Below are 11,909 nucleotides of genomic sequence, written 5' to 3' on the forward strand. Positions count from 1 at the left end.
GTGACGGGCCTGCTCATCCCCTGTCGGGAGCCCGGTAAACCTGACGCGTGACCGCCCGAACCCCCTGACTTCCGGCTCCCCGATTGAGCCCGGCTCCGGCGCGTGCGAAAGATCGTTTCCGCCGACCCAACGCTCGTGGAGGAGCCCCCCATGCCCAGTCGTCGTCAGTTCCTCGCAGGTTCGGCCGCCGGTATCGGCGTGGCCGCCACCCTTCAGGCGAACCTCGCCGCGTTCGCGACGGCCTCCCGGGTCTTCCGGAAGGCGCCGACGGGCCTCACCAAGTTCGCCGACCCGCTTCCCGTCCCGAGGGTGCTGCGGCCCGACGGCGCCCTCACCATCCGGCAGCGGGCCGCGACGGTGCGGCTGCACTCGCAGCTTCCCCCGACCCCCGCCTGGACCTACGAGGGGAGCTTCCCCGGCCCGGTCATCGACGTCCGCGCCGGCCAGCGGATCAAGGTGAGCTGGCTGAACCGGATCGAGAGCGCGTTCCCCGCGACGGCCGTCGCGGTCCCCTTCACCGGCATCGACTCGATCCTCGGCCCCGGACGCGGCGACGCCGAGCCGATCTCCGAGGTCGCCAAGCTGGCCCCCTGGGTGGTCACCCACCTGCACGGCGGCGAGGTCTGCGGCGACAGCGACGGCTGGCCCAAGAACGGCGTCTCGTTCGGCCAGGGCCAGGCCACCGAGTACCCGAACGCGCAGCGCGCCTCGACGCTCTGGTACCACGACCACGCGATGGACATCACCGCCTACAACGTGTTCGCCGGGCTCGCGGGCATGTACATCGTCCGCGACAGGGAGGAGGACGCGCTGCGCCTGCCGTCGGGCGCCTACGAGGTCCCGCTGATCCTCGCCGACCGCAACCTCGACACCGACGCCACCGGCGCCTTCAACGGGCGGCTCCTGCACAAGGTCGGCTACTACGACCTCGGCGACCGGCGGGTCTCGCTGCCGTTCGCGGGCCCCTACAACCTGGCGAACGGGGTGATCTGGCCGCACCTGGACGTCGAGCCGCGCTGGTACCGGTTCCGGCTGCTCAACGGCTCCAACGCGCGCACCTACACGCTGGAGCTGCGCCGCGAGAGCTCCGACGGCACCACCAGTTCACCGGTGGACGGCGCGTTCGTCCAGATCGGCACCGAGCAGGGCCTGCTCGGCGCCGCCGTCAAGCTGGACCGGCTCACGCTCGCCCCGGCCGAGCGCGCCGACGTCCTCATCGACTTCGCCGCGTTCAGGGGCGCGCGGCTCCAGCTGTCCAACACCGACCTCGCCACCTCGCCGCTGGGCCCCGAGATCCTCCAGTTCCGCGTCGCCGGGAAGGGCCCGGCCGACTCCTTCAAGGTCCCCGCCACGGTGTCGCCCTCGTTCTCCCGGCTGACCCGCGACAAGGTCCCGGCGGGCTTCGCCGAGCGCTACGTCGCGTCCGCCACCCACGACGGCACCGCCGCCGGGCAGCCCGAGATGTGGGAGCTGGCGAAGGTCCCCGACGGGTACGTCCCGCGCGGCGGCGACCGCATCGTCAAGATCGTGAAGGACGGGAGGACGACCGTGTTCCGGCGGGCGGCGAGCAGCTTCGACGAGCCCGTCACCTTCCACGTCGCGCTCGACGGATGGGAGATCTGGAACTTCGTCCACCTCGCGGGCCCCAACCACCCGACCCACGTCCACCTGATGTCGTTCCAGGCGCTGGCCCGCGACACCTACACCGTCGCCGTCGCCTCCGACGCGGCGAACGACATCTTCACCTACACCGCCACCTACGGCGCCCCCAAGGGGCTCGGCCCGGACGAGCAGGGCTGGAAGGACACGGTCCGCATCGACGAGCACGACCACGTGACGGTCGCGGGACGCTTCCACGGCGGCACCGGCAACTACGTGTACCACTGCCACATCCTGGAGCACGAGGACCACGGGATGATGCGGCCGTTCGTCGTGGCGCCGCGGACCGTCCAGACCACGATGGCGGCCAGGATGTCGGCCGGCGCGCCGGGGCGCGGCAAGGGCGGCGGGCACCACGGCTGACGCCCGGCGGGCCGGCGCGACGGGGTGTCAGGCGGGCCGGCCCGCCAGGCTGTGCAGGCACGCGACCAGGCTGCGCGCCTCGACGTTGACGTAGTGGCTGTGCCGCAGCAGCCCGACGAGCTGGTGGAGGGTCAGCCACCGGTAGTCGGGCCCCGGGTCGGGCGCGTGGTCGGCGTCCGCCTCGACGATCAGGTAGCGGTTGCGGGCGCCGTAGAACCGGCCGCCCTCCTCCGACAGCACGCTGGAGAACCGGATCCGCTCCGGCGGCGCGGCCAGCACCTCGTCCAGGAACGGCGGCCGCGCGGCCTCGGGCAGCCAGGCGTAGTTGCCCGGCGTGCACCGCACGGTCGGGCCGAGTTCGAGGACGTCGAGGTAACCGGGCTGGACGCCCGCGTGGACCAGCGCGTGCAGGACGCCGTCCACCCGCTTGACCACGAACGCGTTGACGCCGACGCCGATCGGCTCCACCAGCGGCTGGCTCCACCGCGCGACCTCGCGGTGCCCGCTCTCCACCTCCACGCCGATGACCCGGAAGAACAGCCCCGACTCGTGCCGGATCGCCTCCTCGTCGCGGTGCCACAGCTCGGCCTCGCGCAGCGGGACGCGGCGCGCCCCCACCTCGTGCCCGCTGCGCGTCCCGGTGATCCAGCTCAGGATGTCGCCGATGTCGTGCAGGCCCGCGAACTCCTCGCTGCACGAGCGCAGCACGGACTGCCGGAACTCCTCGTCGCCGAGCGCCCGGGACGGGGACGGCGAGGGGTAGGACGAGGACAGCCCGACGCCCGAGAACGGCAGGCACGACAGCACCGTCCGCGCGTCCATGTTGACCACCGTGTCGCCCGCCAGCAGCGCGTGGAGCTGGCCGAGGGTGAGCCAGACGAAGCCCTCCAGCGGCTCCACCTCGTCGGTCGTCTCGACGATGATGTTGCGGTTGCGCTTCTGGAAGAACCACGCGCCCTGCTCCGACTGGAGCACGTCGGCGACGACGTGGTGGCGCCGGGTGTCGCGGAAGAAGTCGAGGTAGGGGACCGGGGCGCCCTGGTGCACGCGCGTGTAGTTGCTCCGCGTCGCCTGCACGGTCGGCGAGATCTCCACGCCGCCGGGGTTGCCGGGCTCGTTCTTGGCCTGCATGAGGAAGTGCAGGACGCCGTCGATCTCCTTGGCCAGGATGCCGAGGATGCCGATCTCCGGCTGGAGCAGGATCGGCTGCGTCCACGCGGGCACCGCCGCGCCGGCGACCTCGGCCGCCAGGCCCGTCACGGTGAAGAACCGGCCGCTGTCGTGGCGGATGTCGCCGGTCGCGGGATCGGTTCCCCAGCGGTCCAGGGCGTCCAGCGGCACCCGCTCGACGCGCGAGACGTCGCCCTTGCGGCGCTCGGCGAACCACTCGTGGAACCGCGCCAGCGTGATGACGCCCGCCGCGGCCTGCGCCGACTCGGCGATCCGCACGGCCCTCCGGTGGTCGCTCGTCAACGCCGTGAGAATCCCCGACATCGGCCCTCCCAAGAAATACCCTTACAAAGGACTCCAATATGCGTGCCGCGGCGGTGGTCCGTGATGTTCGCGGCCGGTGGTCAGGGGGGAGATAAGGGGGGTGTCCGGGGATGGAGGACGGCACGTCAGGGGGGAGCGCGGGCCGCGCCGTTCCTATTCTCGTCGCGATTCTGCCCTTTCGTGGATGGAGGTCGTGTCGGTGAATTCGGCACCCTTGAGAATCGGCGTCATCGGCTGCGCGGACATCGCCTGGCGGCGCACGCTCCCGGCCCTGGCCGCCCACCCGGACGTGCGGCTGACGGCGATCGCCAGCCGCGACCCGGCCAAGGCGCGGCGCTTCGCCGAACGGTTCGGCGGGGAGCCGGTGACCGGCTACGAGGCGCTGCTGGAGCGCGCCGACCTCGACGCGGTGTACGTCCCGCTGCCCGCGAAGCTGCACTTCGCGTGGGTGAGCCGGGCGCTGGAGTCGGGCCGCCACGTGCTGGCGGAGAAGCCGCTCACCGCCACCGCCGAGGACACCCGGGTGCTGGTCGCGCTCGCCGCCTCGCGCGGCCTGGCGCTGCTGGAGAGTTTCATGTTCCTGTGCCATTCCCAGCACGCGCGCGTCCAGGAGCTGGTGGCGCAGGGCGCGATCGGGGAGCCGCGCGCGCTGACCGCCGAGTTCGGGTTCCCCCCGATGCCCGACGGCCGCAACATCTACCGGACCGACCTCGGGGGAGGGGTGCTGACCGACGCCGGGGTCTATCCGGTGCGCACGGCCCTCCTCTATTTCGGGTCCGGCCTGGAGGTGCGCGGCGCGCACCTGCGGTTCGACGCCGAGCGGGACGTGGACGTGTCCGGCGCGGCGTTGCTGACCGCGCCCGGCGGCGAGACCGCCCACCTGACGTGGGGAGCGGACCGCTCCTACCGCTCCCGGTACGCGCTGTGGGGGAGCACCGGGCGGATCGAGCTGCTGTGGGCGTACACGCCGTCGGCGGCGCACCGCCCGGTGCTGCGGATCGAGCGCCAGGACCACGCCGAGGAACTGACGCTGCCCGCCGAGGACCACTTCGCCGGCGCGGTCACGGCGTTCGTGCGGCGCGTCCGCGACGGCGTCCCGTCCGTCCTGGAGGGCGCGCTGGTGCTGGAGCAGGCCCGGCTGGTCGACGAGGTGCGGCGGCACGCCGCCGCGGGACCGGTCAGGACCGCGCCGGCGCCCACCAGTGCCGGTTCTCCCGGTACCAGGTGACGGTCGCGGCGAGCCCGGGGCCGAGCCCGGTCCGCGGCTCGTAGCCCAGCTCGGCGCGGATCTTGCCGTCGTCGACCGCGTACCGGCGGTCGTGCCCCTTGCGGTCGGCGACGCGCTCGACCAGGTCCCAGCCGGTGCCGGTCGCCTCCAGGAGCAGCCCGGTCAGCTCCCGGTTGGTGAGGTGCGTCCCGCCGCCGATGTTGTAGACCTCGCCCGGGGCGCCCTTGGCGCGCACCAGTTCGACGGCGCGGGTGTGGTCGTCCACGTGCAGCCAGTCGCGGACGTTCAGCCCGTCGCCGTACAGCGGGACGCGCCGCCCCTCCAGCAGGCGGGTCACGAACAGGGGGATGAGCTTCTCCGGGTGGTGGAAGGGCCCGTAGTTGTTGGAGCAGCGCGTCACCCGCACGTCCAGGCCGTGCGTGCGGTGGTAGGAGAGGGCGAGCAGGTCCCCGGCGGCCTTGGACGCGGCGTACGGCGAGCTGGGCCGCAGCGGCGCGGTCTCGGCCGTGGACCCCTCCTCCACCGACCCGTAGACCTCGTCGGTGGACACGTGGACGAACGTTCGCAGGTCCGCGCGGAGCGCCGCGTCCAGCAGCGTGCCCGTCCCGACGACGTTGGTGCGCACGAACGCCGCCGCCGCCTCGATCGAGCGGTCCACGTGGGACTCGGCGGCGAAGTGCACGACCTCGTCGTGCTCGGCGACCAGCCCGGCGACGAGGCCGGCGTCGCAGATGTCGCCGTGGACGAACCGGAACCCCGGATGCCCCTCGACCTCGGCCAGGTTCGCCCGGTTGCCCGCGTAGGTGAGCGCGTCCAGGACCGTGACCGACACGTCGCCGGGCCCCTCGGGGCCGAGCAGCCGCCGCACGTAGTGCGAGCCGATGAACCCGGCGCCGCCCGTGACCAGGAGCCGCGTCATGAGATCCGCACCCTGCTGTAGTCGCCGAGGACGAGCCGGTGGGCGGCGCGGGTGCGGGCGGCGGGGGTGACCTCCACGGCCCGCCCGACCAGGGACGCCTCGATCGGCCGCACGCCCTGGATGGACGAGCCGTCCAGCACGATCGAGTACTCGATCTCGCTGTCCTCCAGGCGGACGCCGTCGGCGATGGAGGTGAACGGGCCGACGTAGGAGCCGACGATCCGGGCGTCCGCGCCGATGATCGCCGGGCCCACGATGCGCGACCCCTTCACGATCGCGCCGGCCGCGATGCGGACCCGTCCGATGATCTCGGTGTCGGCGTCGACGTCGCCCTCGACCTTGTGCTCCAGGCCCTCCAGCACCGTGCGGTTGGCCTCCAGCATGTCGTCGACGTCGCCGGTGTCCTTCCAGTATCCCGTGATCGTCGTCGAGCGCACGTCCAGGCCCTCGTCCAGCAGCCACTGGATGGCGTCGCTGATCTCCAGCTCGCCCCGGGCCGACGGCGCGATCGCGCGGACCGCGCGGTGGACCGCCGGGCCGAACAGGTACACCCCGACCAGCGCCAGGTCGCTGCGCGGGCGGCGCGGCTTCTCCTCGATGCCGATGATCCGCCCGTCCGGGCCCAGCTCGGCGACGCCGAAGCGGCTCGGGTCCGGCACCTGCGTGAGCAGCAGCCGCGCGTCGCACGGGTCCGCGCGGAACCCGGACACGACGCCGGTCACGCCGCCGACGATGAAGTTGTCGCCGAGGAACAGCAGGAAGTCGTCCTCGCCGAGGAACTCGCGCGCGATGAGGACGCCGTGCGCCAGGCCGAGCGGCGCCTCCTGCCGGAGGTAGGTGACCCGCAGGCCGAACCACGACCCGTCGCCGACGGCCCGCTCGATCTCGGCGGCGGTCTCCCCGACCACGATGCCGACCTCGGTGATGCCCGCCTCGGCGATGGCCTCCAGCCCGTAGAACAGGACCGGTTTGTTCCCGACGGGCACGAGCTGTTTCGCGGACGTGTGGGTGATGGGGCGCAGCCGTGTTCCGGACCCGCCCGAAAGGACCAGGGCTTTCATGATTGCCATCGTCGGACGGCGGACCGGCGCGCGGTCCCCCTATCGTCGCGCCGGGAACCCCTAGCGGCGACGCGAATTCCCTATTTAAAGAATAGGAATAGTTGACTGGCCGTCGGGGCGGTGGTTCGCTTGGACCGCTCCCTCGCGCCCCCCTTGACCTCCCTTGGAGACGGACTGATGAGCACGCCGACCGCCGCCCCCGTCTACGCCGACGCCGTGGACCTCGACAAGCACGGCGTCTACGGGGCCACCGCGCTCAAGGTGGACAACGGCGGCTGGAACCGGCCCCGCTACCCCTTCCAGGCGCGCGTCACCGCCGACGGGTCGAGCGGCTACAGGGCCGAGCCGGGGCGCTACCACCTCTACGTCTCGCACCGGTGCCCGTGGGCGCACCGCTCGGCCATCGTCCGGATCCTGAAGGGGCTCGAAGACGTCGTCTCCCTCTCCTACGTGGACGACGAGCGGGACGGGCGGGGCTGGGCCTTCCGGGAGAGGCGCGGCGCCGACCCGGTCAACGGCTTCCGGTTCCTGCGCGAGGCCTACGAGGCGACCGAGCCCGGCTACGGCGGCCACGTGTCGGTCCCCGTGCTCTGGGACCGGACGACCAAGGGGATCGTCAGCAACGACTTCTTCAACCTCACGATCGACCTCGGCACCCAGTTCGAGGAGTTCGGCGACCCGACCGTCCACCTCTACCCGGTGGAGCTGCGGGACGAGATCGACGAGCTGAACGATCACATCTACGTCAACTTCAACGACGGCAACTACCGGGTCGCGGGCGCCGCGTCCGACGAGGCGTACGCCGAGCTGCGCGGCCGCGTGATCGCCACGCTGGACGGCCTGGACGAGCGCCTCGCCACCCGCCGCTTCCTGCACGGCGACGCGATCACCGAGTCGGACGTCCGGCTGTGGGTGACGCTGGCCCGCTTCGACCTCACCTACAACCCGTTCTGCAAGATCAGCGAACGCCGCCTGGTCGACTTCCCGCACCTGTGGGGATACGCCCGCGACCTGTACTCGCGGCGCGCCTTCCGCGAGACCACCGACCTGGACGCCTTCACCCACCTCGGGCCGCCGTTCCTCGATCCCGCCGTGTCCCGCATCGAGGTCGAGCCCCACCGGGCAGACTGGGACGAGCCGCACGACCGGGACCGCCTCGCGTCCTGACCGGCGTCGGTGTGCCGTCTTCGTCGGGGGGAGCGTCCACGTGCGGGTCCTGTTCACCGTGTCCTCGCAGGCGACCCACTACTCCGCGCTCGTCCCGCAGGGCTGGGCGCTGCAAGCGGCGGGGCACGAGGTGCGGGTGCTCTGCACCCCCGACCAGACGGCGGCGGTCGGCCGGACGGGCCTGCTCCCGGTGCCCGTCCTGGACGGCATGAGGGTCATCACCCGGCTCCGCCTCCAGGCGTACCGGGAGGCGGCCGAGGGTGACTGGCCCTACCCCTGGCTGCCCCCGCACCCGCTCACCGGCGAACCGCTGGACGACCTCGCGGACTTCGACCTCGCGGCCTTCCGGGACGAGGTCGCCCCGGCCCTCGCCGAGCGGGCCGCCCGGGGCTTCGACGCGAGCGTGGAGTTCGCGCGCGCCTGGCGGCCGCACCTGGTCCTGCACGACCCGGCAAGCCTGGAGGGGCTGCTCGCGGCGCGGGCCACGGGCGTGCCGTCCGCGCTGAGCCTGTGGGGCCCGGTCGGCACCCACGAGCCCGAGCACATGCGCATCGTCCCCACCGACCACAGCGGGTCCTTCCCCCGCCACGGCCAGGACGCGTTCGACCTGGACATGATCGAACGCGTCCTGGACCCCTGCCCGCCGTCGCTGGACGTGCCGGCCCCGGCCGAGCGCCTGCCCTACGCCTACGTCCCGTTCAACGGGACCACGCCCGTCCCGCCGTGGGCGCTGGAACCGCCCGCGCCCGGCCGCCCGAGGGTCTGCGTGACCTGGTCGACGGCGCTGACCGCGACCACCGGCCCGAACTCCTACCTGCTCCCGGCCATCCTGGAGGCGCTGGACGGCCTCGGCTGCGAGGTGGTCGTCACGGCGACCGCCGGGGACGTGGCCGCCCTCGGCGCGGTGCCCGAGGGCGTCCGCGTCACCGAGCACGTCCCGCTGATGGCCGTGCTGCCGGACTGCGCCGCCGTCGTCCACCACGGCGGCAGCGGCAGCGCGATGACCGCGCTCTGGGCGGGCGTCCCCCAGTTGACCGCCACGTTCGCCTCCGAGCAGGAGGCCGCCGGCCGCCGCCTCGCCGCCGCCGGGGCGGGCCTGCACCTGCGCGGCCACGAGGCGGCCCCCGCCGCGCTGCGCTCGGCCGTCGAGAGCCTGGTCGGCGACCCCGCCTACCGCGACGGCGCGGCCGGGCTGCGCAAGGAGATGCTGGCCCGGCCCACCCCGGCGCGGCTCGTCACCGCGCTCGAACACCTCGCCTCGGACGCCGCCTGACCGCGTGCCGGCGGGGGATTCGTCCCCGTCTTATAGGCATTTGTTGCCGACCGATCGGCCGATCCTGGGAACACTGTGACGATTATTCCCGGCGGGCCGGACTGGTTCGGGTTCTGGCCTGGGCCGGTATGGCGCCTGTGAATCAGCGGGCACTGGCGGCGTCTTGCCACTGAACGGACGGAGAGTTAACGTCCAACCACCGAATAGGAAAATTCCTATTGATGGAGTTCGCATGCCCCGCTCCCCTCCATCATCCACCCGCCGAGCCCGCTCCCGAAAATGCCGGCTGCCCGCCGGCCGGCGCCCGTGAGAAAACCTGACCACCCCGAAAACAGGGAACTCCGCATGAAGTCATCACGACGCAGGTTCGCCGCGATCGCGGCGGGCGTGGGAATCGCCCCGCTCGTCACCGTGGTGCTCCCCGCCACCACCGCCCTCGCCCACGGCTACGTCAACTCGCCACCGAGCCGGCAGGCCCAGTGCGCGCAGGGGACCGTCAAGTGCGGCGAGATCAGGTGGGAACCGCAGAGCGTGGAGGGCCCGAAGGGGCTCCAGAGTTGCAGCGGCGGAAACTCAAGGTTCGCCGACCTCGACGACGACAGCAAGCCGTGGAAGGCCGCCTCGGTCGGCCAGAGCGTGACCTTCTCCTGGACGTTCACGGCCCGCCACAGCACGAGGAGCTACGACTACTTCCTCGGCGGCCGGCGCATCGCGACGTTCGGCGGAAGCGGCTCGTCCCACACGGTCAACCTCGGTGGGGTCACCGGGCGGCAGAAAGTCCTCGCGGTCTGGAACATCGCCGACACCGCCAACGCCTTCTACGCGTGCATCGACCTCGACGTGCATTGATCCGTCACTTTCGCGGCGGCACGACGCGGATGGCGGAATGAGTGCGTGACGCGATTCGGGATCTCATACCGCCCTCGTCGGAGCCATGGGTGCGGGGCGGGAGCGACACGCTCCCGCCCCGCACCCATGATCGCGGCGCCGGGGACGTCAGCCCGCGCCGTCGAGGACCTCGCGGAGCCGGCGCGCGAACTCCTCCGGCTTCCCGGCGAACCCGGAGTCGCCGCCGACGAAGCCGCCGTGGTGGCTCGGGAACACCGCCGGCTCCTGCCCGAGGAGTTCGGCGGTCGCCACCGCGGTGCGCCCGGTGAGGGTGTCCTTGGACTCCTCGCCCACCGCGATCACGACCCGGGTCGGCGCGGCGGCGAGCGCGCGGGCGTCGGGACGGTACTCGCCGACCGCCTGGGACCGGTCGGACAGCAGCGGGTCGTCGCGGGAGCCGTCGTCCTCGGCGGGCATCCCGAAGGCCGCGGGATCCGGCTCGGGCCCGGCGAAGTAGTCGTCGGTGAACTCGCCCCGCCACGACATCATCGCGATGAAGATCGCCATGGCGGCGCCCCAGCCCTTCGCCTGGTAGACCTCCCGCGCGCGGGCCCCCGCGCGCCGCGCCGCGTCCGCGTCGGGCAGCAGCGGGATGAGCGGCGGCTCGTGCGCCACCAGCGTGGTCACGTCGCCAGGGTGGGCCGTGACGAGCGCGAGCGCGGTCACCGCGCCGCCGCTGCTGGCGAACATCTCGACCGGGCCCGCGCCGAGCGCCTCGATCAGCGCGTGCACGTCGGCGGCCTGCGCCTCGGGCACGTGGTCGGTGCGGCCGTCCTTGCGGACGCTCCGGCCGATGCCGCGCGGGTCGTAGGTGACCACGGCGCGGTCGGGGAAGTGGGAGGCCAGCGCGCCGAAACCGGCGGCCTCCATGGGCTGTCCGATCATGAGCAGCGCCGGGCGCCCGGCGGCGGACGGCGGCGTGCCGTGCACGTCGTACACGAGATCGACCTCGGGGGTCTGGAGCGTATGCGTCGTCATGGCGGTATCGACTCCTGATGTATGGAGAACTCATCGCTGGACCTGCTCGGGCGCGGAAATCCGCTCAGGATGAGGACGCCCTCACCACACATGTACCGCGTTCGCCCGGCCTGACACCGCTCGCGCGGCAGGTCAGGCGGACGTGGGCGCCAGCGACCTCTCGATGAGGGCCGCCGCCATCTCCTCGGCCAGTTCGGCGGCCCCGTCCACCGTGCCCATGGAGTCGGTGACGCAGGCGCCCTCGTGCAGGATCAGGAGCCGGCGCGCCAGCAGGGCCGGATCGGCGGCCCCGGCGTCGGCGGCGAGCCCTTCGAGGTAGTCGAGCATCCACGCCTTGTGCTCGCGCGCCAGCCGCTGGCCGGGGTGGTCCTCGGGCAGTTCGACGTGCGCGTTGACGAAGGCGCAGCCGCGCCGGTTGCGCTCCTTCAGCCACCCGTCCAGTGCCCGGAAGGTCGCCAGCAGCCGCTCGGTGGGCGTGCCGCCGCGCTCCTCCACGAAGCCGACGAGCGTCGACCGCCACAGCTCGTCGCGTCCGCGCAGGTAGGCGAGGATCAGGTCGTCCTTGGAGCCGAAGCGGTCGTAGAGGGTCTTCTTGGTCACGCCCGCCTCGTCGGCGATGGCCTCCACGCCGACCGCGCGCAGGCCGTGCTCGTAGAACAGGCGCGAGGCGGTCCCCAGAACGCGCGCGCCGGCGGGGGTGAGGGGGCGCCGCCGGCCGCCCCGGCCCGGGAGCCCCGTGCTGTGCGTCATCTCCGAAAGGGGACACAAAGCCCGTCAAGGCTCCGTCTCCCCACCTCCTCCCAGGTAAGTGCCGCCTGGGAGCGCCTTATCGGCGCCCACCCCTGGAATGTACCCCTAACGGTATGGCTAGGTAAGTTG

General features: G+C 72.7%; 10 protein-coding genes. 5 read left to right on the top strand and 5 right to left on the bottom strand.

Going from position 1 to position 11,909, the window contains the following annotated elements; translation table 11 throughout:
• Positions 1–150: 150 nt before the first annotated feature.
• Positions 151–2,022 (top strand): multicopper oxidase family protein, encoded by a 1,872-nt coding sequence (locus KLI87_RS18705; protein WP_214618024.1) that lies wholly within the window; start codon positions 151–153, stop codon positions 2,020–2,022.
• Positions 2,023–2,049: 27 nt separating this feature from the next.
• Here the strand turns inward: KLI87_RS18705 and KLI87_RS18710 are convergent, their stop codons facing one another.
• A complete protein-coding gene (locus KLI87_RS18710) occupies positions 2,050–3,516 on the bottom strand; it encodes an NDP-hexose 2,3-dehydratase family protein (RefSeq protein ID WP_156218215.1) in 1,467 nt (488 codons plus the stop codon).
• Positions 3,517–3,715: 199 nt separating this feature from the next.
• On the opposite strand from KLI87_RS18710, the gene KLI87_RS18715 reads away from it, so the two are divergent.
• Positions 3,716–4,744, top strand: a complete 1,029-nt coding sequence (locus KLI87_RS18715) for a Gfo/Idh/MocA family oxidoreductase (protein ID WP_308166065.1) — start codon at positions 3,716–3,718, stop codon at positions 4,742–4,744.
• Here the strand turns inward: KLI87_RS18715 and rfbB are convergent.
• The gene (rfbB, locus tag KLI87_RS18720; RefSeq protein ID WP_214618026.1) at positions 4,695–5,663 is read right to left on the bottom strand and encodes a dTDP-glucose 4,6-dehydratase; all 969 of its coding nucleotides are present in this window, start codon (positions 5,661–5,663) and stop codon (positions 4,695–4,697) included. The genes KLI87_RS18715 and rfbB overlap by 50 nt on opposite strands.
• Positions 5,660–6,724 carry a glucose-1-phosphate thymidylyltransferase gene (locus KLI87_RS18725; RefSeq protein WP_214618027.1) on the bottom strand — a complete coding sequence of 355 codons (1,065 nt, stop codon included), beginning with the start codon at positions 6,722–6,724 and terminating at the stop codon, positions 5,660–5,662. The genes rfbB and KLI87_RS18725 overlap by 4 nt, the downstream gene beginning before the upstream one ends.
• Before the next feature lie 177 nt (positions 6,725–6,901).
• On the opposite strand from KLI87_RS18725, the gene KLI87_RS18730 reads away from it, so the two are divergent.
• From KLI87_RS18730 to KLI87_RS18740, 3 genes are all read left to right on the top strand, one after another.
• The gene (locus tag KLI87_RS18730) at positions 6,902–7,891 is read left to right on the top strand and encodes a glutathione S-transferase C-terminal domain-containing protein (protein ID WP_156218211.1); all 990 of its coding nucleotides are present in this window, start codon (positions 6,902–6,904) and stop codon (positions 7,889–7,891) included.
• Positions 7,892–7,931: 40 nt separating this feature from the next.
• On the top strand, positions 7,932–9,164 hold the full coding sequence (locus tag KLI87_RS41030; RefSeq protein WP_214618028.1) for a nucleotide disphospho-sugar-binding domain-containing protein: 1,233 nt from the start codon (positions 7,932–7,934) through the stop codon (positions 9,162–9,164).
• Between the two features lie 345 nt (positions 9,165–9,509).
• Positions 9,510–10,013, top strand: coding sequence for a lytic polysaccharide monooxygenase auxiliary activity family 9 protein (locus KLI87_RS18740; RefSeq protein ID WP_156218210.1), 504 nt, complete (start codon positions 9,510–9,512; stop codon positions 10,011–10,013).
• Positions 10,014–10,160: 147 nt separating this feature from the next.
• Here the strand turns inward: KLI87_RS18740 and KLI87_RS18745 are convergent, their stop codons facing one another.
• Positions 10,161–11,030 (bottom strand): alpha/beta fold hydrolase, encoded by an 870-nt coding sequence (locus KLI87_RS18745; protein ID WP_214618029.1) that lies wholly within the window; start codon positions 11,028–11,030, stop codon positions 10,161–10,163.
• 132 nt (positions 11,031–11,162) lie between these two features.
• Positions 11,163–11,780, bottom strand: coding sequence for a TetR/AcrR family transcriptional regulator (locus tag KLI87_RS18750; RefSeq protein ID WP_214618030.1), 618 nt, complete (start codon positions 11,778–11,780; stop codon positions 11,163–11,165).
• Positions 11,781–11,909: the final 129 nt, after the last annotated feature.

The sequence above is a fragment of the Actinomadura sp. NEAU-AAG7 genome, assembly GCF_018603865.1.
Classification (GTDB): domain Bacteria; phylum Actinomycetota; class Actinomycetes; order Streptosporangiales; family Streptosporangiaceae; genus Spirillospora; species Spirillospora litoris.

Coding starts and splice junctions, on each gene's coding strand:
- KLI87_RS18725 (WP_214618027.1), bottom strand. CDS start 6,724: ATGAAAGCCCTGGTCCTTTCGGGCGGGTCCGGAACACGGCTGCGCCCC.
- rfbB (WP_214618026.1), bottom strand. CDS start 5,663: ATGACGCGGCTCCTGGTCACGGGCGGCGCCGGGTTCATCGGCTCGCAC.
- KLI87_RS18750 (WP_214618030.1), bottom strand. CDS start 11,780: ATGACGCACAGCACGGGGCTCCCGGGCCGGGGCGGCCGGCGGCGCCCC.
- KLI87_RS18740 (WP_156218210.1), top strand. CDS start 9,510: ATGAAGTCATCACGACGCAGGTTCGCCGCGATCGCGGCGGGCGTGGGA.
- KLI87_RS18730 (WP_156218211.1), top strand. CDS start 6,902: ATGAGCACGCCGACCGCCGCCCCCGTCTACGCCGACGCCGTGGACCTC.
- KLI87_RS18745 (WP_214618029.1), bottom strand. CDS start 11,030: ATGACGACGCATACGCTCCAGACCCCCGAGGTCGATCTCGTGTACGAC.
- KLI87_RS18710 (WP_156218215.1), bottom strand. CDS start 3,516: ATGTCGGGGATTCTCACGGCGTTGACGAGCGACCACCGGAGGGCCGTG.
- KLI87_RS18705 (WP_214618024.1), top strand. CDS start 151: ATGCCCAGTCGTCGTCAGTTCCTCGCAGGTTCGGCCGCCGGTATCGGC.